The sequence below is a fragment of the Gammaproteobacteria bacterium genome (assembly GCA_003696665.1).
GTDB lineage: Bacteria > Pseudomonadota > Gammaproteobacteria > Enterobacterales.
On record RFGJ01000527.1, the window covers coordinates 1 to 20,534 of the forward strand.

Below are 20,534 nucleotides of genomic sequence, written 5' to 3' on the forward strand. Positions count from 1 at the left end.
ACCATTGCTCACGAGTGCCTATTGGGTGACGATGTCCGCATTCAGTCAGGCACCGTGATTGGATCGGATGGGTTCGGTTATGCCAAAGATGGTCGCCGTTGGGTCCGGATTCCACAGAACGGCAAGGTGCGGATTGGCAGTGGTGTGGAAATAGGCGCAAATTGCACCATCGACAGGGGGGCGTTGAAAGACACAGTCATCGAAGATGGTGTCATCATCGATAACCTAGTCCACATTGCACACAATGTCGTGGTTGGAGAAGGATGCGCGATGGCGGGGTGCGTCGCTATCGCAGGAAGCACAGTGATTGGACGAGAAACAACCTTGGCCGGCGGGGTTGGTGTGGTTGGCCACCTTAATATCCCACCTAAAAGCCATTTTGCTGCCCGTACATTGGTCACCAAGTCGCCCCGCCATGCGGGTGCTTATGCCTCGGGCACCCCGATGATGCCGTACGTCGAATGGCGTAAAGCAGCAGCACGGTTTTCACAACTTGACCAAATGGCTCGTAAGCTGAATGAATTGGAGCGGCTGGTTGGCACCATCCAATCGCTACGAGACGCCGAAGACTAAGAAGATTCGGTCTGGAGTAGGTTATGAATATTCAAGAAATATTAAAATACTTGCCGCATCGTTATCCATTTTTGCTGGTCGATCGTGTTTTGGAATGTGTGCCCGGCGATTGTTTGGTGGCGATAAAAAATGTGACTGTTAACGAGCCGTGTTTTACGGGGCATTTCCCGGAAAGACCAATTTTTCCGGGCGTTCTAATTCTGGAAGCTCTCGCACAGGCCACGGGAATTTTGGCGTTTCATTCGGCACAAAAGACCCCTGATCCGGATCATTTGTACTATTTTGTAGGAATTGATGGTGCTCGATTTCGCAAACCCGTGATCCCGGGTGATCAGTTGAGATTGTGTGTCAAGTTTGAGCGTCAACGTCGCGATGTTTGGCGATTTTGGGCGCAAGCCTATGTGGATGACGAAGTGGTTTGTGAAGCACGTTTGATGTGTGCACAGAAAGAGGTGGTATCGTGATTCACCCAACTGCCGTGGTAGAAGCTGGTGCGCAAATTGCGCCAGATGTAGAAATCGGGCCATACTGTGTGATTGGTGCAGAGGTTGAGATTGACTCGGGCACAAAAATTGGGCCGCATGTGGTTATCCATGGACGTACCCGTATTGGGCAGCGGAATCAAATTTATCAATTTGCGAGCATCGGAGAGGCCAATCAAGACAAAAAGTATCAGGGTGAGCCGACAGAGACGATAATCGGCAATGACAACGTCATTCGTGAGTTTGTCACCATTCATCGGGGCACCGTGCAAGATCGTGGCGTCACACGCATTGGCGATGACAATCTGTTGATGGCGTATGTGCATGTTGCCCACGATTGTGTCATTGGTAATCATTGCATTCTCGCCAATAATGCGACTTTGGCTGGACATGTCCACCTAGATGATTGGGTCATTCTGGGCGGATTTACTGGCATCCACCAATTTTGTCGAATTGGCGCACATGCGTTCACATCGATTTCGGCTTCTATTTTGAAAGATGTCCCACCTTACGTGATGGCTGACGGACAGCCTGCCAAGCCGCGCGGCTTGAATACCGAAGGTCTGCGTCGCCGTGGTTTCTCGGCCGATGACATACAAGTTATCAAACGCGCCTACAAGTTGCTCTATCGCAGTCAATTGCCGCTGCAAGAAGCGCTCGAACAGATTGTGCAGATGAAATCGCCTTTGACCGAACCTTTGGTGACGTTTATCCGGGAGTCTCAGCGGGGAATTATCCGTTGAGGGAGGCCCATGGTGCTTAAAATTGCAATAGTGGCTGGCGAGGCGTCGGGTGATCGACTCGGCGCCGAACTGATGCAGGCAATGCGTCAAAAACTTGCTGACAAGGTCGAGTTTGAAGGGGTCGGCGGGCCATTGATGGAAGCGCAAGGCATGACGACATTGTTTCCGATCGAGGCGTTGTCGGTCATGGGGCTTGGTGCCATCCTCAGGCGTTTGCCAAAGTTATTGCATATCCGTTCTCAACTGGTCGAGCGTTGGCAGACGAACAAGCCAGATATCTTTATTGGCATTGATGCACCAGAATTTAATTTGTCACTTGAGCAGAAGTTGAAGGCCAGTGGCATTCCAGTGGTTCATTATGTTTGCCCCACCATATGGGCTTGGCGGCCGAAACGTATTCAGCTGATTCAGCGAGCAGTTGACCATCTATTGGCGCTTTTTCCATTTGAGGTGCCTATTTTGGAAAAAGCCGGTGTGGCAGCGACTTGTGTTGGCCATCCGATGGTGGCCGAGTTGAAATCCCTGCCGACGGAGGCTCAGATTCGCGAGGAGCTCGGGCTTGCCGAAAAACCAGTGCTTGCCATATTGCCAGGCTCTCGAGCCACAGAAGTGAGCCAGTTGGGCGATATGTTTTTGCGTGTCGCGCATGTCTTCCAGAAAAACCAGCCTCATTGGCAAGCGATTGTTGTCGCGGCCAATGGTGAGCGTTATGAACAACTTCAGGGCCTATTTTCGGCTTTGCCGACGAATATACGGCCACAGGTGAAATGGCAACTTGGTCATAGCCGGAAAGTGCTGAAAGTGGCGAGCGCAGCGATTTTAGCTTCCGGCACCGCAAGTTTAGAGGCGGCAATGCTAGACACGCCACATGTGGCCGCCTATCGATTGCCGAGATTGAGTTATGCGCTGTTTTCGCGAATGTTGCAGGTAAAGCAGGTCACGTTGCCCAATTTGTTGTTGGAGACACATCCGGTGCCAGAGTTATTGCAAAATGAGGCGACAGTCGACAACCTCGTGGCGGCGCTGCAAAACATCATAGCACCAGCAGTTCGGGCGAAAATTTCGAGTGACTTTCGCGCACTTTGGCCGATGCTTGATCGTGGGGGTAACGAACTGGCCGCGGAGGTTGTGATTAAATTAATGGAGCGAGGCTGATGGATTTAGTGGCTGGCGTCGATGAAGTGGGGCGTGGTCCGTTGGCTGGTCCTGTGGTGGCGGCAGCGGTCATCTTGCCAGACCCCAATCCAATTCAGGGGCTTGCGGATTCGAAAAAACTGTCTGCCAAACGCCGAGAGTGTCTGAATGACGAAATTTACACACAAGCCATCAGCGTGAATATCGGTGTGGCATCTGTTGAAGAAATTGATGCCTTCAATATTCTCGAAGCCACTATGCTGGCTATGAAGCGTGCAGTTTCAGCTCTGGCCGTTCAGCCAACACATGTCCTTGTGGACGGTAATCGCTGCCCAAGCTGGCGCTATGCATCTACCGCTGTCGTCAAGGGAGATGCGAAGTACCCGTGTATTTCGGCAGCCTCCATCGTCGCCAAGGTGGCGCGGGATCGCTTGATGCACTCGTTGGCTGAAAAATACCCGGGATACGGGTTTGACAAGAATGCCGGTTACCCGACGCCAGCCCACTTAGAGGCGTTGAGAACGCTCGGGGCCAGTCCTGTGCATCGAAAAAGCTTCGCGCCGGTCAAGGCTGTATTATCGCAAGGGGTTTTATTTTAATGTCTGGATTTGTGCATCTGCGCGTCCATAGCGATTATTCCATGGTCGATGGTTTGATTCGGGCCAAGCAGTTGCCGAAATTGGCCGCGCAACGTTCTATGGCCGCTGTTGCGCTCACAGATGATAGCAATCTTTGTGGTTTGGTGACCTTCTACAAGAGCGCGTTGGATCAGGGAATCAAGCCGATCGTTGGTTGTGATGTGCGGGTGAGGGATGAGCGGTTTTCGGATAAGCCATTTCGTATATTGTTGTTGGCACAGAATTTAACTGGCTACAAGCGTCTTATACATCTAGTCTCGCGTGCTTATACAGAGGGACAGCGTGATGGCCAACCGGCCATAGAGTTTGCTTGGCTCGCGGAAGATACCAACGGCTTGCTCGCGCTTTCGGGGGGATGTCGCGGCGATATTGGTCGGGCGCTGCTTGCTGACAAGCCAGATGTGGCGGCAGAACGGCTGGGATTATGGAAACACCTGTTTTCAGACCGGTTTTACATTGAGCTGGTGCGCACTGGGCGACCGGAGGAAGAACGCTATGTGCATCTTGTCATGCCATTGGCGGAAGGCAGTCAGACTCCCGTAGTCGCGACCAATGACGTTTGTTTTGCGGATATGGAGGATTTTGAAGCGCATGAGGCGCGTGTGTGTATTCATCAAGGACGCATACTTGCCGATCCGAAACGCCCCCGAAATTACTCACCGCATCAATATCTTAAGTCTCCACAAGAGATGCAGGAGCTATTTGAGGACATACCGGAGGCAATTGACAATACCGTTGAAATCGCCAAGCGCTGTAATGTTGAGCTGCCGCTTGGCACATACTTTTTGCCAGAGTTTCCGATTCCGGATGGCATGACGCTTGAGTCTTATTTTCGAAAAGTGGCCGAGGAAGGCCTGGAAAAGCGTCTTCAGCAACTGTTTGACCCGACGGCTCCGGATTTTCCGGATAAGCGCAAACCCTATGATGAGCGGCTCAACACTGAAATTGACATCATCATCCAAATGGGGTTTCCGGGTTACTTTTTGATAGTGGCGGACTTTATTCAGTGGGCCAAGAAAAATGGAATTCCAGTGGGACCGGGGCGTGGCTCTGGCGCCGGTTCGTTGGTTGCCTATGCTTTGCAAATCACAGAATTGGACCCACTCGCCTATGACTTACTGTTCGAACGCTTCCTGAACCCGGAGCGCGTCTCAATGCCAGACTTTGACGTGGACTTTTGCATGGAAGGACGCGATCGCGTGATTGACTATGTCGCGGAGAAGTACGGCCGGGGTGCGGTGTCGCAAATTATCACCTTTGGTACGATGGCGGCGAAAGCGGTGGTGCGCGATGTGGGGAGAGTCTTAGGTAAGCCGTATGGAATGTGCGACCGACTTTCCAAAATGATCCCAAATGATGTCGGCATCACACTTGATGCAGCTTTTGAGCGTGAAGAAAGCATTCGGCAGGCTTACCAAGAAGACGAAGAAATTAGAGAAATTTGGGATCTCGCCAAAAAACTTGAAGGCGTCATTCGCGGTCATGGCAAGCATGCAGGTGGTGTTGTGATCGCACCAGGTCGCCTGACAGACTATGTTCCGGTCCTCTGCGACGAGCATGGACAAAATCTGGTGACCCAGTTCGACAAAGACGATGTGGAAGCCGCCGGGTTGGTCAAATTTGATTTCCTTGGCCTAAGAACGTTGACCATCATCGATTGGGCGGTGCAAACCATCAATCGTTTGCGTTCGGAGCAGGGCCTTCCGGCCATTGACGTCAATCAACTTGACCTGACAGATCGTGCTGCGTACGCCTTGATGCAAAAAGGGGATACGACAGCGGTATTCCAATTGGAATCTGCTGGCATGAAAACGCTGATCCGCCAATTAAAACCTTCAACATTTGAGGACATCGTGGCCTTGGTGGCGTTGTTCCGGCCAGGACCCTTGGGCTCTGGAATGCATATTGACTTTGTGAACAGAAAGCATGGTCTGGAACAGGTAAAGTATCCACATCCTATGCTTGAGCCAATTCTTCGTCCGACTTACGGCACCATCCTCTATCAGGAACAGGTCATGCAAATTGCTCAAGTCATGGCGGGGTATTCGCTCGGTGGTGCGGACTTGTTGCGGCGTGCTATGGGCAAAAAGAAAAAAGAGGTCATGGATGAGCAGCGCGCCATTTTCGTAGCAGGTGCGGTCAAAAATGGGATTGATGAAGAAAAAGCGAATTCGATTTTCGACTTAATGCAGGAATTTGCCAAGTATGGCTTTAACAAGTCACATTCGGCCGCTTATGCGCTGGTCTCTTTTCAAACCGCTTGGCTAAAGGCCCATTATCCGGCGGCTTTTCTTGCGGCTGTCATGTCTTCGGAAATGGACAACACGGATAAGGTCGTCATTTACGTAGATGATGCGCGTAGCCGGGGAATCACAGTGTTACCGCCGGACATCAATCGTGGCCAGTACCAGTTTTCTGTCAAAGATGAGAAGACGATTCTCTATGGGCTGGGCGCTATTAAAGGCGTCGGTCAGGCTGCCATTGATGCCATCGTTTCTGAACGTGATCAGAATGGCCCTTACCGTGATCTTTACGATTTTTGTGCACGTATCGATTTGCGTAAGGTCAACCGGCGAACACTGGAAGCCTTAATTAAAGGTGGCGCGATGGATTGTCTTGGACACCACAGAGCCGAATTGATGGCAAATTTGGATGAGGCGATCATGGCGGCTGAACAAAAGGAGAGGGATTTGGCGATTGGTCAGTCTGACTTGTTTGGCGGTCCTTTGCCGGGAGCCGAACAGGTGGCACGACACATGAAAAAGGTGAAGCCATGGCCAGAGAAATATCGATTAGCCATGGAAAAGGAAACGCTTGGGCTTTACTTGACCGGACATCCTTTTACGCGATTTGAAAAAGAGCTTGAACCGATGCTGTCCTACCGGTTGCGGGATGTGGCACCGACCAAAAAGGGAGAGACGGTCACCGTGGCAGGCTTGGTCATGGCGGTTAATGTCAAGCGCACTAAGGCAACTGGCGACGCATTTGGCATAGTGCTGCTTGATGACAAGACGGGGCGACTTGAGGTGATGGTTGGCCGGAATTTGTACGATCAATATGCGGCGTTTCTTGTCAAGGATAAAGTCATTATCGTCAATGGCGCTGTTTGGCCGGATAGACAGGAGCCAGATCGATACGTTTTACAGGCGCAGTCGCTTTGGAATCTTGAAACATTTCGAAGCGAGAGAATGAGTCATATTGCACTATATGTCGACCTCACTAAGTCGCCGTCGGATATGCAGATCAAGTTGAAACAGCAACTCGCGCCATATCAAGGAGGAACAACTCCGATCTCTTTGCATGTCCGAACAGAACTGGCTGAAGCTGTGATAGACTGTGGCGAAAATTGGCATGTGGTGCCGAGCGATGATCTCATCACTCGGTTAGAAGAACTGCTCGGCAAAGAAAACGTTATTTGTGTGTATTAACGGGTCGGTAACAGGCGGAAAAGATGAACCTGAATTTTCTCGAATTTGAACAACCAATTGCGGAACTGGAAGCACAAATTGAAGAACTCCGGCATTTGGGGAACGATACCAACATTAATATCTCGGAAGAAGTGGAGCGGTTACGCCGTAAGAGCGAAGAGCTGACACGACAAATTTTTAGTCGCCTTGATGCATGGCAGATCGCTCAGCTGGCCAGACATCCTTTACGTCCATATACGCTTGATTACATCGAGTATTTGTTTACCGAATACGATGAGATGTGTGGCGATCGAGCCTATGCGAACGACTACGCTTTGATTGGCGGTACCGCTCGTTTTCATGGCCAGCCGGTCGTTGTCATTGGCCATCAGAAAGGTCGGGAGACGCGCGAGAAAGTTAAGCGAAATTTCGGCATGCCTAGACCCGAAGGGTACCGAAAGGCAAAACGGCTAATGCAGTTGGCCGAAAAATTCTCCTTGCCCGTGATTACTTTTATTGACACACCTGGTGCATATCCTGGCATTGGGGCCGAGGAGCGTGGTCAGAGCGAGGCAATTGCCGCGAACTTGAAACTCATGTCAGGGCTTCGGACTCCAATTGTGGTGAATGTGATCGGGGAAGGGGGATCTGGTGGTGCATTGGCGATAGGTGTGGGCGATCGGGTCAATATGCTGCAGTACAGCACTTATTCTGTCATTTCCCCCGAAGGCTGTGCTTCGATTTTATGGAAGTCAGCGGAGAAGGCCAAGGAAGCAGCGCAAGCGATGGGCATCACAGCACACCGTTTGTTAGAACTGGGCTTGATTGATGCTGTCGTTGAAGAACCATTGGGCGGCGCACACCGCAATCCAAAACTGATGGCGGAACGCTTAGGGGCTCGGATTGCCGCTGATCTCGAAAGTTTAAAAGATTTGCCAGCGGATGAGCTGGTTTGCCAGCGCTATCAAAAAATTATGGCTTATTCGACGTTGAATTTTGGTTGATGATGAGTGAGCGTCAAGCAGCTTGAGGAAGCATTACTCTCATTTTATCGAAGACTTCCAGAGGGCCTGAAGGAGGCTACTTGGGTGATCGCATGCTCAGGTGGCCCCGATTCTGTGGCGCTTTTGCACATTGCACACAGGTTGTCGAAACAAGGAAAATTGCCGCAGGTTCGAGTCATCCACGTTAACCATGGCCTTGTTGAAGAAGCGGATGCCTGGCAGCGATTTGTCGGCAATTTGGCACGCCACAAGGCTATTCCGTTTGATTATGAGCGAGTGAAGGTGGTGACAACAGGCCAAGGAATAGAAGCGGCGGCGCGTGAGGCAAGGTATCGAGCTTTCACACGCCTATCTGCCAAAGATGAAGTGATTGTCCTCGGTCACCACTTAAACGATCAGGTGGAAACGTTGTTATTTCGCATCATGCGTGGGACGTCAGCACACGGTTTGGCGGGCATGGCACCATTGACCGAATATCGTGGACGGTGGATTGCGCGGCCATGGCTAAACGTGGCGCGTGATGTCATTATGACGGCCATCAATGATCAAGGGTGGCAGTATGTTCAGGATCCGACGAATGACGATTTCGGATTTGCGCGCAATCATATACGACATGAATTGGTGCCGTTGTTAGAAAAAGTGCGGCCAAATGCCCGTGTCAATATTGCCCGTACTGCACAGATTATGCGTGATCAAGCAGACCTTCTAGCGGAATTGGCGGAAATGGATTTGTCCATTTGCTTAGAGTATGGGGCATTGCGACTGGATCGCTATCGGAACCTGTCAAAGCGGCGTCGACTCAATTTATTGTACCACTGGTGGCAGCGGCATGCCGGTCCGGTCCGATCCTACGACTGGTTAGCGGATATTGACAAAGAATTATCCCAAATTTCTCCCGATACGAAATGGCAGCAAACGTTGGCGGATGGTCGTTTGATTGTAGGCCAGGGGCGAGCATTTCTACTACCAGTGGACTGGCAGAATCAATTGCGGCAGGTTGATGAGGAAGTTATCCCGCGAGATGAAAAAGTATTGCAGTGTGGATTGTGGCGTATAGCGTTTAGACAACAAGCAGGGGCGGCTGCTGGCCTGAAATGGTATCCGTTGGCACAAGTTGTGAAAAACAAGTCATTGCCATGGATCGCTTGTTGGGATGGCAAACATCGGCCACTTAAAAAGCTCTTTCAAGCACGGAAGATCCCCGCTTTTCTACGCGATTTTTGGCCGGTCGTACAGTGTCAAAGTGGACATTATTGGTTAGCGGGGCTTGGTTTTTCTGACGTCTCAGTGACAGGATTATTTCCACAAGTCGAATCAGTGAGTCTCGTCTTTGATGACAGAGAATTGAAACTGATCGACAAAACGAACGATATCGGCGGTGTCTAAAGGCGGGCTAAAAAGATAGCCCTGGCCTTTTTGATAGCCAAGTTCCAATAAGGTTTGCAACTGTGCCTGTGTTTCAATGCCTTCAGCCACCAAGTCAAACCCCAATCCATGGGCGAGGTTGAGCACAGACTGCACCAAATTCCGCGCTTTTTCTGAATTTTCCATGTCCTTTGTAAAGCTGCGGTCTAGTTTCATGGCATCAAATGGGAAACTGTGTAAATAAGAAAGCGATGAATAGCCGGTGCCAAAATCATCCAGACAGATTTGGATACCATGTTGGCTTAGTTCCTCAAGACTATTTTTCGCTGTATCAAAACTTTGAATTAAAACACTCTCGGTAATTTCACAAGTGAGACGTTCGGGCGGTACAGAAGCTTTCACAATGCTTTCAAGAAGGTTCTCGTGAAATCGTGGCTGCGTGATTTGTCGCGGTGAAAGATTGACGTGCATCGTCATTGCCGCCAATCTAGGATGACTTTGCCACAGCTTGAGAGTGGTTACTGCGGTTTCAAAAATGACTCTGCCAAGCGGTTGAATCAGTCCTGTTTCTTCTGCGATGGGGATGAATATGCCGGGTGGGATCAAGCCTTCAGTCGGGTGTTTCCAACGCACCAATGCCTCAAACCCGGTGATGCTTTGGGTGCAAAAATCAATAATGGGCTGAAACTGCAGAAATATTTGATCAGAATTGAGCGCAGCACGTAACTCTTGTTCTAAACGGACTCGGCTGCGGATCTGTTGAGACAGCTTTTCATCAAAAACGGTCCACCGACTTCGACCCTGGTTTTTGGCTTGGTACATCGCTGCGTCGGCATCGCTCATAATACTGCTGGTTGATTCTCTTGAATCAGTAACTGGCCGAATGCCAATGCTGGTGCTCGTATGAATCTCATGGCGGGCGATATAAAACGGTTTCTCAAGCGCATGAATAATGCGTTCAGCCACCTTCTGGGAGACCTTCAGCTCCGTTGTGTCGCACAATATGCAAAACTCATCTCCGCCGAGACGTGCCAGCAAATCGTGAGAACGAATGCACGCTTTAATGCGTTGTGTGCATTCGATAAGCAACTCGTCGCCAATATGGTGGCCCAAGGTGTCATTGACGTATTTAAACCGGTCAAGGTCAAGAAACAACACACTAAAAGTTGCGCGAGCGTCACGCTTGAGACGCTCAACAAACCAATTGAGACGTTCCATGAACAGGGCTCGATTGGGGAGTCCTGTGAGCGGATCGTGCAACGCTTGGTGCTCGAGTTGCTTCTCGATTCTGGTTTTCTCATCCAGTGCTCTTGATAGCCGTTCGTTGGTTTTTTGTAACTGAGCGGTACGTTCGTGGACGCGTTGTTCCAACTCCTCTTGCGCCAGTTTCAGTTGTCGGTTCGCGGCAACAAGTGCTTCTTCATGCTTTCGACGCAGTATCACCGTTGCGACGTGCCGGCTAATATATTTAAGCAGTAGACTCTCGGCAGCACCATAGTAAACATCGCTATCATAAGACTGAACGACAAGTGCCCCAAATGTGTGTTTATGAAAGCGCAGCGGGACACCAAGCCACGAATATGGCTTGGCACCACGGCCAGGAAACGCACCGTCTTTGTCTTTACGATAGAGATAAGAGCGCCCAGTGCGAATCACGCGTTCAGTTAGGCCGCCGCCACGCCCTTTGGTTGAATCAAGGGGCCTGGGTTGCGGCACCGGCTCGCGTTCATCGGCATAATAGGGAAAGGTCAACATATTTGAATCTTCATCGACCAGAGCGATAAAGAAATTTGGCGCTGATGTCAGTTCGTTAATAATGCCGTGTAGTTTTTCGAAGAATTCGTCGAGATGCTCGCTACTGTTTGCAATTTCAGTGATGCGAATTAGCTGCGATTGTAAATGTTCTGCCCGCTTTCGTTCTTCGATTTCAGCCTTCAGGTTTTCATTGATTTTTTGCAACTGTCGCGTACGTTGCTCAACTCGCTGTTCGAGTTTGCTATTGGCACGGGCCAAAGCTGCCTCGTAATGTTTCCACGTCAGCACCAAACCAATCTGGCGCGCCACAAATTCCAAAATTTCCTCATGCCTTTGTTCGTAGACAACATTGGGCAGGTAGCTCTGGACGACAATGGCGCCCAAGATGGTATTTTTGTGTTTTATCGGTACGCCTAGCCAATCGACACAGTTGGTTCCCATGGGGGCAATGTCCCCGGATTCGGTCATCGCCAACATGGTTTTTTGGTCAATGTGTTGTGTTTTGCCAGAGCGCAGGAGATAACCGGTTAAGCTTTTTCCCAATGTCTCTTTTGGGACATGGCGCAAGCTTTCGGGCGAAAGATCGACGTCAACAGAATCGACAAAATAGGGAAAATAAAAGCTGGCTTGTTCTGGTTTTTTGAGGACAACAAAGAAATTTTCGGCGTACATCAGCGTGCTAATAATGTCATGTATTTTACGAAAAAAATCTTCGCTAAGCTGATGTTCTAGTGCCAGTGCACTGATTTCATATAAGGCACGCTGGATCGCACGCGACTCGTCAAGTTCGCGCGTTAACAGCTGCTCTTTTAGTGGATGTGGCTTATCTTGCGCTTTCAATGTGCTGCTATGCGCTGTGGGCGAATCGTAATCAGAAATATAGCTCATATTTAAGTTGGATGCTTGACTAACGTTCTTCAAAAAAATTGAGAATCTGGTCTTTTTGAGCGTAGGCCTGCTGCTTGCCATGATCAATGAGAACACGAGTAAAAACGTCCTCGAACACCAAAAATGCCAAGATTTCACCGCCGTGATGCCTATCCATACCTGCTCGGCGTAGAAAAAACTTCAACAGTGAAGGTAGCGCATCAAACGCTTTGTTGGCGAGCTCAGCGATGTTGATTTCTGGCTCGAACTTCAAATAATCCACATGTCGCAGCGGGACTTTGTGACGACTGAAAAATCCACCCTTGATATGGGACAAAGTTTGGTTGATACGCTCAAGGCGTTCTAAATCAGAGGCGAGGGAATCTGTAAAGATACTGTCTAACAAGCGAGCGCCAATCTGGGCAAAACTTGGGTAATGGATAGGTTTGTGTCGCCAATTTTCGACCTGTTCTGGCGGATCGGTCGTGATGACCACGATTTTGTCGGCACCCAGATGCAAAGCTGGGCTAATTGGCGAAAGAAATCCGATTGAGCCATCGCCGAAATATTCTCGGTGAATCCGTTGCGCTGGGAACACAACGGGTATGGCGCTGCTGGCTAATAAGTGGCGGATGCCAAGATAACTGCGCACACCAGCACGACGATAACGCTTCCAACTTTCTTGTGATTCTGTCGCCTGAAAGAAACTGATGGATTCGCCACTGCTGTAACCGAATGCCGTGACACTGACGGCCGTCAGTACTCCTTGCGTAATATTCTTTTGGATTTGCTCAAACGGAACGGTACATGACAGCAACTCCGCCAACGGTTGATTGTTCAACAAACTAATGGGTTTGACGGGGCGTCCTGGCGAGCGGAGAAAGTGCCCAAGCCAACGGCCAGTGTTTCGCATGAGGCTAGTGAAATGCGTTTCGTAAATTTGTTGAACGTGAAAATTCCCCCAGGTCTCCACCAGTCGCGCGACGCCATAATCGAATCGATCGGCGAAGGCAGCCAGTATGGTGCCGTTGATGGCACCGGCTGATGCGCCACTGATGATATGAAATGGCGTGGTTTGGGGTTGTCCAAGAATTTCGGAAATCCCTGCGAGCACACCGACCTGGAAGGCCGCTTTGGCACCGCCACCAGTCAGAACTAACCCTATCTTCTTTTTGTTGTGATTGCGGTGTGGCCAAGCCATGGCTACCTCCGATACCACCGTGCGCGAAGGTGTTTCATGACCTTGCGTGGGTACTTGTGTTGGCCAAGTGATCCGTTGTAACGGGCTAAGGCGCGGTAGATATCACCATTTTCTTGCGCGAGATAAGTCGCCAAAATAGTGCAGCCGTAGTAAATATTGGTTTCGATATCGAACAGGTTGTCGTTTGAGCGACCGAAAACTTGCTTCCAAAAAGGCATCACCTGCATCAGCCCGCGTGCGCCAGCGCGGGAGACAGCGAAGCGGTCAAACCGGCTTTCGACATCCATGACGGCAAGTATTAAATGTGGATCAAGCCCGTGTCGGGTCGCCTCTCGATGTACGGTACGCAGCATGAGCATCCGCTCTTTTAATGGGATTGATGCTGCATATTTGGCCAGACGGGTGCTCATGTCGGTCAACCACACCTGCGCATCAAATCGATCGCGAAAACTGCTGGCTTTGGCGATGGTCTGTTTGAGGAGCACTTGAAATTGTGCGTCCGGCGGTTGTTGCTGAGCCGCACGGACGCTCACGAGATAAAATATGGCAATTAACGCCCAAGCGTATCGCATACCCAATCCACAGCCTTCTCCAAGGCAACGGTGGTCCGTTCGCCCGTGCGTTTCTTGTACTCAATCTGTCCCTGATCCAGGCTTCTTTCGCCAATCACAAGTTGATGCGGTATGCCGATCAAATCCATGTCATTGAATAACACACCCGGGCGCTCTTTTCTGTCATCCCATAACACTTCAACACCTCTTGCCACGAGGTCGTTGTACAAACGCTCACACACTTCTTGAACACGGTATGAGCGATGCATGTTCATTGGGATAATAGCCACCTCGAAAGGTGCTATCGCATCGGGCCAGATGATGCCATGTTCGTCATGGTTCTGCTCAATGGCGGCGGCCACGATACGGGAAACGCCGATGCCATAACATCCCATGGTGAGGACCCGAGCTTGGCCATCCGCATCTAATACTGTAGCTTTCATCTTTTCGGAATATTGCCGACCCAGTTGGAAGATATGTCCAACTTCAATGCCTCGGCAGACTTTTAGATGACCTTGACCATCAGGACTTGGATCTCCTTCAACAACATTGCGGATGTCTTCCACCCGTACAAGTGGACAATCACGTTCCCAGTTCACGCCGGCGAAGTGATAGCCATCTTCATTGGCGCCACAGTAGAAATCGCTCATGGACGCCGCGGTGCGATCGACGATGACAGGGATAGAAAGATTCACTGGCCCAATGGAGCCGGGACCACAGCCGATGGCCTCCCGAATTTCTTGCTCAGACGCCAGTGACAGGGGGGACTGCACGCCCGACAAGTTTTGCGCTTTGATCTCATTTAATTGATGATCGCCGCGGAGCACAAGTGCCACAAGCCCCGAGGGGTTCTCATCGCTTTTTTCTCCATGCACGACAAGTGTTTTCAAAATCTGTTTGGTCGAAATTTGCAAAAGATTGGCAACTTCTTCGACTGTCTTGGCATTGTGTGTGCTGATTTTACGAATTTCTTCCTTTGGGGCCGGGCGCGCGTCTGAAGGTGCCAGCGCTTCCGCCTTTTCAATATTGGCAGCATAGTCACTGGTGTCAGAATAGACAATGATGTCTTCCCCAGAGTCGGCGAGCACGTGAAACTCATGTGAACCTGAGCCGCCGATTGCACCAGTATCCGCAATCACTGCGCGGTACCGGAGTCCCATGCGGTCCAAAATGCGTGAGTAGGCTTCGTACATTTTTTGATAAGTTTCTTTGAGCGAGGCCTCATCAAGGTGGAAGGAATAGGCATCCTTCATGATGAATTCTCGCGCACGCATGACCCCAAAGCGGGGGCGTATTTCGTCGCGAAATTTCGTCTGAATTTGGAACAGTGTCAGTGGCAGTTGCTTGTAACTTCTGACCTCATTCCGGATCAAGTCAGTAATGATTTCTTCATGTGTGGGGCCAAGGCAGAAATCGCGCTGATGCCGATCCTGAAATCGCAATAGCTCTGGGCCAAACTTGTCCCACCGACCAGACTCCTGCCAGAGCTCCGCAGGTTGAACCCCCGGCATCAGGCACTCCACAGCACCAATGGCGTTCATTTCTTCCCGTACGATTTTTTCCACTTTTTGTAACACACGGAGACCTGTCGGTAACCAAGTGTAGAGGCCCGATGCCAGCTTTCGAATCAAACCCGCTCGCAACATGAGGCGATGCGAGACAATTTCTGCGTCAGACGGTGTCTCACGTAGCGTGGCGAGGAAATACTGAGTTGTTCTCATTGATCTTTGTCTCGTTAGGAATGTTGGCTGTTATTGTAGCAACCGCATACAGTCTGGTGAACGCTTCTTGAAAAAATTGCGATTAACCCCATAATCGTGCCCGAGCATGCTTTGGCAGATAGTACACACGTGGAGAAAAAACCATGCCAATTTTTGAATATGAGTGCGCCTCATGCGGTGAGGTCGTAGAAAAGTTGCAAAAACGTACGGATCCACCGATTGTCGATTGCCCAAGCTGTGGTAAACCGAGCCTACAGAAAGTAGTGTCTGCCGCTGGCTTTCAACTGAAAGGCAGTGGTTGGTATGTCACCGACTTTCGAGACAAAGGGAAAAAGTCCGAAAATAAAGAGTCGGCAAAAGAAAATTCGGCGCCTTGTGGCGGCGAAGGTGGGGGCTGTGCCAGTGGTGCGTGCACACTGGACGCCTAGCTTGACGTCGAATTTTATGCTTGTGTGCGCGTAAAGGGATTTCGGCAGTCGCAACGGCGGGGCAGTCTCTGGTAGAATCTGCCTCCCGTTCATCTGCCTGTCAGACAAATGTCGAACGATCCATGTCGCCACTGGCTCTCCAGATTTCGCATTGTGCTGGTCGAGCCGTCGCACCCCGGAAACATTGGCGCCGCGGCGCGCGCCATGAAAACCATGGGCTTTTCTGAACTCGTGCTGGTGCGCCCCAAACAGTTTCCTTCCGCAGTTGCCACTGAACGGGCCTCATCGGCCGACGACATATTACAACGCGCGCTTGTTGTCGACGATGTTGAGCACGCTATCGCAGATTGCCACTGGATCATTGGGACAAGCGCAAGAAGCCGATCGCTCGAGCCTGAGCAACATTCGCCCAGAACGCTTGCCAGCGCATTGTCGCATGACTATGCAAAAGGTCGTGTGGCTCTGGTGTTTGGGCGAGAAAACAATGGATTGACCAATCACGAACTGGAATTGTGTCATGCACACTTGACTATCCCAACCAACCCTGAGTATTCCTCGTTAAATTTGGCCATGGCTGTGCAGGTGGTGTGCTACGAACTACGCCAGTGGGCGCTGGAGTGCACCGATAAAGAATGGCAACCAAAGCGCCCAAAGCCTGTATCAAGTGAAGAAATGCAGTGTTTTTATGCCCACTTGGAGTCGGTTTTAATTCAAATCGGATTCTTAGATCCTGAGAAACCACGACGATTGATGCCACGTTTGCGTCTGCTCTTCGGTCGAGCGGCACCAGATAAGGTTGAGATGAATATTTTACGGGGTATGTTAACTGCGGTGGAAAAGCAGCTAAAACGCGACAGAGGGGGATCCTGATGAAATGGCTCGACCGAATGCGGGAAGATATCGACAGCGTGTTCGCGCGTGATCCTGCAGCACGCAACCGTTTTGAGGTGCTCACAAATTACCCCGGGTTGCACGCCATTTGGTGGTATCGAATCGCGCACAAGCTATGGAATCGAGAGTGGTTTTGGCTGGCTCGCACATTGTCGACCTTGGCTCGTTGGTTAACTGGCATTGAAATTCACCCCGGTGCCAAGATTGGTCGAAGATTCTTCATCGATCATGGGATGGGCGTTGTCATTGGCGAGACCGCTGTGGTGGGGGATGACTGTACGCTTTATCATGGTGTGACACTCGGTGGCACAAGCTGGGACAAGGGGAAACGGCATCCTACCTTGGGTGATCGCGTTATTGTCGGGGCAGGCGCGAAGATACTTGGGCCAATTACCATTGGGGATGACGCAAAGATTGGCTCCAATGCCGTTGTTGTTAAAGACGTTCCGCCTGGTGCGACCGTCATTGGCGTGCCAGGAAGATTGGCCGGGAATGGGGCTCATGGAGAGGCGCATTTCGAGGCTTATGGCCTTCGGCCGGGCGTGCAGGACCCTCTGACACGCGCGGTTTGCGCCATGGGCGATTATACAGAAGCCCTGGAGGCGCGCTTGTCACAGCTGATTCGCCATTTGAAGACACAAGGCATTGAGTTGCCTGAGTTCGATTTGCCAAAACTACAGATACCGGAACTTGATGAAGAAGCAGGTCCCTGTCGCCGTAAAGAGAGTAGGAATAAACTTGACTAAAATAGTCAGGTATTGGACAATATTGGGTAAGAAAAGGCGAACGAGGAAAAACAGATGCGGCTAACGACTAAAGGGCGTTATGCAGTCGCGGCGATGCTTGATGTTGCACGCGCGGACAACCCTGTTGCGTTATCCGATATCGCCGAGCGCCAAGGCATCAGTTTGTCCTATCTTGAGCAGCTGTTTGCCAAGCTGCGACGAGCAGGACTTGTTGTGAGCCGAAGGGGGCCTGGTGGTGGCTATATGCTAAGTCAGGCGCCTGAAAGTATTACTGTGGCGGACGTCGTTGCTGCGGTGAATGAACCAATGGACGCCACTGCATGTAAAGGGAAAGGCAACTGCCACGATGGTGCACGTTGTATATCACATGATCTGTGGGATGCACTGAATCGGCAAATCAGCGGATTCTTAAGTTCGGTAAGTTTAGCTGCGGTGATTTCAGGGGATATTCCACAATACATCACCGTGCAGGAACAGTCGGTAGTCAAACGTAAAGTTGCGTCTTGAAGATTTGAATTTGGAGAAATGATGAAGAAGCCAATTTATTTGGATTATGCCGCGACAACTCCGGTCGATCCGAGGGTGGCCGAGAAGATGATGCAATATCTCACGCCTGATGGCCATTTTGGTAATCCTGCGTCCCGTTCGCATCGGTTCGGCTGGGAGGCAGAGGAGGCGGTAGATGTTGCGAGACAGCAAGTTGCGGAACTGATTGGAGCAGACCCGCGTGAAATTGTCTGGACATCTGGCGCGACCGAGTCCGATAACTTGGCGATCAAAGGGGCTGCACATTTTTACCGCAGTCGTGGTAAGCATATTGTCACGACAAAAATTGAACATAAAGCAGTGCTTGATACCTGTCGTCATTTGGAACGGGAAGGCTACGAGGTGACTTATGTTGCACCGTCCGCCAACGGTGTGGTGTCATTGGAAGCGATTCAGAACGCTGTGCGTGACGACACGATTTTGGTGTCGGTGATGCATGTGAATAATGAAATCGGCACGATCCAGCCGATCGAGGAGATCGGTGCCTTTTGCCGGGAGCGCAAGATTGTTTTCCATGTCGATGGCGCGCAAAGTCTTGGCAAAATTCCGGTCGACATGGCGAAAATGCCGATCGACCTGTTCTCGATGTCCGGCCATAAAATCTATGGTCCTAAAGGGATTGGCGCCCTTTACGTTCGCCGTAAGCCACGAGTTCGCATCGAAGCTCAGATGCATGGCGGCGGACATGAACGGGGCATGCGTTCCGGCACATTACCAACACATCAAATTGTCGGTATGGGCGAAGCGTGCCGCATTGCCAAGGAAGAGATGGCAGCAGAAGCAGAACGGATACGAGGGCTCAAGATGCGGCTTTGGAACGGCATCAAGGACATAGAACAGGTGCATGTCAATGGTGACTTATCTCGGTCTGTGCCGGGCATTTTGAATGTCAGTTTCAATTTCGTCGAAGGTGAATCCTTAATGATGGCGCTGAAGGATTTAGCTGTTTCCAGCGGTTCGGCCTGCACTTCCGTAAGCCTTGAGCCATCCTACGTGCTGCGCGCACTTGGGTTGAGTGATGAACTGGCACACAGTTCAATTCGTTTCTCAATGGGACGTTTTACAACAGCAGAAGAAATCGATTTTGCCGTTGAACAAGTGCGTCAGGCCATAGGGCGTTTGAGAGAGATGTCTCCGCTGTGGGAAATGTACCAACAGGGCATTGATCTTGAAAAAGTAGAATGGCAAGCACATTGAAAGTAATCACGATAGTGGAGGTGGGCAATGGCGTATAGCGACAAAGTAATTGACCATTACGAGAATCCTCGTAATGTCGGATCATTTGATCCCAACGAGAAAAATGTAGGCACCGGTATGGTGGGTGCCCCGGCGTGTGGCGACGTGATGAAGCTCCAAATTAAGGTGAATGAAGAGGGGGTTATTGAGGACGCCCGCTTCAAAACCTATGGTTGCGGCTCCGCCATCGCCTCAAGCTCACTTGTGACCGAATGGGTCAAAGGTAAGACGCTCGAAGAAGCCAGGAAAATCAAAAACAGTGATATCGCCGAAGAACTGGCGCTGCCACCGGTCAAAATCCACTGCTCGGTTTTGGCAGAAGATGCCATCAAGGCTGCCATTGAAGACTACCAACGCAAAAAATCACAAGCGGAATAAACGGCGATATCATGGCGATCACATTGACTGAGCGCGCCCAAGCGCAAATGAAAAAAGCGCTTGCATCGCGTGGGAAAGGCATTGGGGTCCGGTTGGGTGTGACCACCTCCGGGTGTTCCGGTTTTGCCTATGTGATGGAATTTGTCGATCAACTCAATAGCGACGATGAAGTCTTTCCGTATGACGGATTTCTGCTAGTCGTCGATAAGAAAAGTTTGGTGTATCTCGATGGCACCGAAGTGGATTTTGTGCAAGAAGGGCTGAATGAGGGCTTTAAATTTACCAATCCCAATGCCAAAGGCGAATGTGGTTGTGGGGAAAGTTTTGCGGTATGACAGACAATCCCTACGAGCTTTTTGAACTGCCATTGCGGTACTGTATTGACAAAAGTGTGCTGCGCGAGCGTCTGCAGAAACTCCAAATGGCAACACATCCGGATAGGCATGTCCGGGATGATGCCGCTGCAAGGCTTCAGGCCGCCAATTTGAGTGCGCGCATCAATGATGCTTACCAGCAATTGGTGGATCCGGTGAAACGGGCGGAAGCTTTGGCCAGAATACGAGGCGTTTGTCTTCCCAACGCAGACAGCACAGTCAGTGATCCGGTCCTGCTTATGCAGCAAATGGAAGCAAGAGAAAAGCTGGCGTCGATTGAGCGGAACAAGGATATAGAGGCACTGGAACGGTTCCAGGACAGTATCCTTGATGAGGTTCAGACTGTTGAGCGCCAGCTGGACCAATTATTTGAAGAAACCGTCATTGACGAAGACGCTTTACATGCGCTTCTCACTCGGCTGCGCTTCTTGGGCAAATTGAAAAATGAATGTGCTCGAGTTGAAGCGGCGTTGGACGATGGCGATTGGTAAAAC

20 protein-coding genes are annotated in these 20,534 nt (G+C 50.7%); 16 read left to right on the forward strand and 4 right to left on the reverse strand.

From position 1 onward, the window contains the following. The 8 genes from D6694_12810 to tilS form a co-directional block, all read left to right on the forward strand. Positions 1–573 (forward strand): UDP-3-O-(3-hydroxymyristoyl)glucosamine N-acyltransferase (locus D6694_12810; protein RMH37933.1); only part of this gene is annotated, 573 nt, incomplete at its 5' end. 23 nt (positions 574–596) lie between these two features. Further along, the gene (fabZ, locus tag D6694_12815) at positions 597–1,037 is read left to right on the forward strand and encodes a 3-hydroxyacyl-[acyl-carrier-protein] dehydratase FabZ (GenBank protein ID RMH37934.1); all 441 of its coding nucleotides are present in this window, start codon (positions 597–599) and stop codon (positions 1,035–1,037) included. Further along, complete coding sequence (locus tag D6694_12820; protein RMH37935.1) at positions 1,034–1,798, forward strand: acyl-ACP--UDP-N-acetylglucosamine O-acyltransferase; 765 nt, start codon at positions 1,034–1,036, stop codon at positions 1,796–1,798. Before fabZ ends, D6694_12820 begins: the two co-directional genes overlap by 4 nt. Positions 1,799–1,807: 9 nt before the next feature. Next, complete coding sequence (gene lpxB / locus D6694_12825; GenBank protein RMH37936.1) at positions 1,808–2,953, forward strand: lipid-A-disaccharide synthase; 1,146 nt, start codon at positions 1,808–1,810, stop codon at positions 2,951–2,953. Continuing rightward, a complete protein-coding gene (locus D6694_12830; protein ID RMH37937.1) occupies positions 2,953–3,531 on the forward strand; it encodes a ribonuclease HII in 579 nt (192 codons plus the stop codon). Before lpxB ends, D6694_12830 begins: the two co-directional genes overlap by 1 nt. Beyond that, positions 3,531–6,998, forward strand: a complete 3,468-nt coding sequence (locus D6694_12835; protein RMH37938.1) for a DNA polymerase III subunit alpha — start codon at positions 3,531–3,533, stop codon at positions 6,996–6,998. The genes D6694_12830 and D6694_12835 overlap by 1 nt, the downstream gene beginning before the upstream one ends. Positions 6,999–7,021: 23 nt before the next feature. After that, positions 7,022–7,981: an acetyl-CoA carboxylase carboxyl transferase subunit alpha gene (gene accA / locus D6694_12840; GenBank protein ID RMH37939.1), complete on the forward strand. Its 960-nt coding sequence runs from the start codon at positions 7,022–7,024 to the stop codon at positions 7,979–7,981. Between the two features lie 6 nt (positions 7,982–7,987). Further along, positions 7,988–9,367, forward strand: coding sequence for a tRNA lysidine(34) synthetase TilS (gene tilS, locus D6694_12845; protein ID RMH37940.1), 1,380 nt, complete (start codon positions 7,988–7,990; stop codon positions 9,365–9,367). Here the strand turns inward: tilS and D6694_12850 are convergent. Genes D6694_12850 through D6694_12865 form a run of 4 tightly spaced genes read right to left on the reverse strand, consistent with a single transcriptional unit; the run spans position 9,296 to position 15,441 of the window. Further along, positions 9,296–12,070, reverse strand: a complete 2,775-nt coding sequence (locus D6694_12850; protein RMH37941.1) for an EAL domain-containing protein — start codon at positions 12,068–12,070, stop codon at positions 9,296–9,298. The genes tilS and D6694_12850 overlap by 72 nt on opposite strands. Beyond that, the gene (locus D6694_12855; protein RMH37942.1) at positions 12,009–13,169 is read right to left on the reverse strand and encodes a patatin-like phospholipase family protein; all 1,161 of its coding nucleotides are present in this window, start codon (positions 13,167–13,169) and stop codon (positions 12,009–12,011) included. The genes D6694_12850 and D6694_12855 overlap by 62 nt, the downstream gene beginning before the upstream one ends. Positions 13,170–13,171: 2 nt before the next feature. Beyond that, positions 13,172–13,741 carry a lytic transglycosylase domain-containing protein gene (locus tag D6694_12860; protein RMH37943.1) on the reverse strand — a complete coding sequence of 190 codons (570 nt, stop codon included), beginning with the start codon at positions 13,739–13,741 and terminating at the stop codon, positions 13,172–13,174. Next, entirely contained in the window at positions 13,720–15,441 is a 1,722-nt protein-coding gene (locus D6694_12865; GenBank protein RMH37944.1) for a proline--tRNA ligase, read from the reverse strand. Before D6694_12865 ends, D6694_12860 begins: the two co-directional genes overlap by 22 nt. Before the next feature lie 143 nt (positions 15,442–15,584). On the opposite strand from D6694_12865, the gene D6694_12870 reads away from it, so the two are divergent. From D6694_12870 to hscB, 8 genes are all read left to right on the forward strand, one after another. Further along, the gene (locus D6694_12870; GenBank protein ID RMH37945.1) at positions 15,585–15,869 is read left to right on the forward strand and encodes a zinc ribbon domain-containing protein; all 285 of its coding nucleotides are present in this window, start codon (positions 15,585–15,587) and stop codon (positions 15,867–15,869) included. 108 nt (positions 15,870–15,977) lie between these two features. Beyond that, positions 15,978–16,739, forward strand: coding sequence for an RNA methyltransferase (locus D6694_12875; protein RMH37946.1), 762 nt, complete (start codon positions 15,978–15,980; stop codon positions 16,737–16,739). Next, on the forward strand, positions 16,739–17,506 hold the full coding sequence (gene cysE / locus D6694_12880) for a serine O-acetyltransferase (protein RMH37947.1): 768 nt from the start codon (positions 16,739–16,741) through the stop codon (positions 17,504–17,506). Before D6694_12875 ends, cysE begins: the two co-directional genes overlap by 1 nt. Positions 17,507–17,560: 54 nt before the next feature. Then, positions 17,561–18,013, forward strand: coding sequence for an Rrf2 family transcriptional regulator (locus D6694_12885; GenBank protein RMH37948.1), 453 nt, complete (start codon positions 17,561–17,563; stop codon positions 18,011–18,013). A 21-nt stretch (positions 18,014–18,034) separates the two neighbouring features. Beyond that, complete coding sequence (locus D6694_12890; GenBank protein RMH37949.1) at positions 18,035–19,249, forward strand: IscS subfamily cysteine desulfurase; 1,215 nt, start codon at positions 18,035–18,037, stop codon at positions 19,247–19,249. Positions 19,250–19,276: 27 nt separating this feature from the next. Next, on the forward strand, positions 19,277–19,666 hold the full coding sequence (gene iscU, locus D6694_12895) for a Fe-S cluster assembly scaffold IscU (protein ID RMH37950.1): 390 nt from the start codon (positions 19,277–19,279) through the stop codon (positions 19,664–19,666). Positions 19,667–19,677: 11 nt separating this feature from the next. Further along, positions 19,678–20,001 carry an iron-sulfur cluster assembly protein IscA gene (gene iscA, locus D6694_12900; protein RMH37951.1) on the forward strand — a complete coding sequence of 108 codons (324 nt, stop codon included), beginning with the start codon at positions 19,678–19,680 and terminating at the stop codon, positions 19,999–20,001. Next, positions 19,971–20,531 (forward strand): Fe-S protein assembly co-chaperone HscB, encoded by a 561-nt coding sequence (hscB, locus tag D6694_12905; GenBank protein RMH37952.1) that lies wholly within the window; start codon positions 19,971–19,973, stop codon positions 20,529–20,531. The genes iscA and hscB overlap by 31 nt, the downstream gene beginning before the upstream one ends. The last annotated feature ends 3 nt before the right edge of the window (positions 20,532–20,534 follow it).

What these genes read in the sequence shown, in the direction of transcription:
- hscB (RMH37952.1), top strand. Translation starts at nt 19,971, where the DNA reads ATGTGGTTGTGGGGAAAGTTTTGCGGTATGACAGACAATCCCTACGAG.
- fabZ (RMH37934.1), top strand. Translation starts at nt 597, where the DNA reads ATGAATATTCAAGAAATATTAAAATACTTGCCGCATCGTTATCCATTT.
- D6694_12860 (RMH37943.1), bottom strand. Translation starts at nt 13,741, where the DNA reads ATGCGATACGCTTGGGCGTTAATTGCCATATTTTATCTCGTGAGCGTC.
- D6694_12875 (RMH37946.1), top strand. Translation starts at nt 15,978, where the DNA reads ATGTCGAACGATCCATGTCGCCACTGGCTCTCCAGATTTCGCATTGTG.
- D6694_12850 (RMH37941.1), bottom strand. Translation starts at nt 12,070, where the DNA reads ATGGCAAGCAGCAGGCCTACGCTCAAAAAGACCAGATTCTCAATTTTT.
- D6694_12870 (RMH37945.1), top strand. Translation starts at nt 15,585, where the DNA reads ATGCCAATTTTTGAATATGAGTGCGCCTCATGCGGTGAGGTCGTAGAA.
- lpxB (RMH37936.1), top strand. Translation starts at nt 1,808, where the DNA reads ATGGTGCTTAAAATTGCAATAGTGGCTGGCGAGGCGTCGGGTGATCGA.
- iscU (RMH37950.1), top strand. Translation starts at nt 19,277, where the DNA reads ATGGCGTATAGCGACAAAGTAATTGACCATTACGAGAATCCTCGTAAT.
- accA (RMH37939.1), top strand. Translation starts at nt 7,022, where the DNA reads ATGAACCTGAATTTTCTCGAATTTGAACAACCAATTGCGGAACTGGAA.
- D6694_12830 (RMH37937.1), top strand. Translation starts at nt 2,953, where the DNA reads ATGGATTTAGTGGCTGGCGTCGATGAAGTGGGGCGTGGTCCGTTGGCT.
- D6694_12890 (RMH37949.1), top strand. Translation starts at nt 18,035, where the DNA reads ATGAAGAAGCCAATTTATTTGGATTATGCCGCGACAACTCCGGTCGAT.
- D6694_12885 (RMH37948.1), top strand. Translation starts at nt 17,561, where the DNA reads ATGCGGCTAACGACTAAAGGGCGTTATGCAGTCGCGGCGATGCTTGAT.
- D6694_12835 (RMH37938.1), top strand. Translation starts at nt 3,531, where the DNA reads ATGTCTGGATTTGTGCATCTGCGCGTCCATAGCGATTATTCCATGGTC.
- D6694_12865 (RMH37944.1), bottom strand. Translation starts at nt 15,441, where the DNA reads ATGAGAACAACTCAGTATTTCCTCGCCACGCTACGTGAGACACCGTCT.
- D6694_12855 (RMH37942.1), bottom strand. Translation starts at nt 13,169, where the DNA reads ATGGCTTGGCCACACCGCAATCACAACAAAAAGAAGATAGGGTTAGTT.
- iscA (RMH37951.1), top strand. Translation starts at nt 19,678, where the DNA reads ATGGCGATCACATTGACTGAGCGCGCCCAAGCGCAAATGAAAAAAGCG.
- cysE (RMH37947.1), top strand. Translation starts at nt 16,739, where the DNA reads ATGAAATGGCTCGACCGAATGCGGGAAGATATCGACAGCGTGTTCGCG.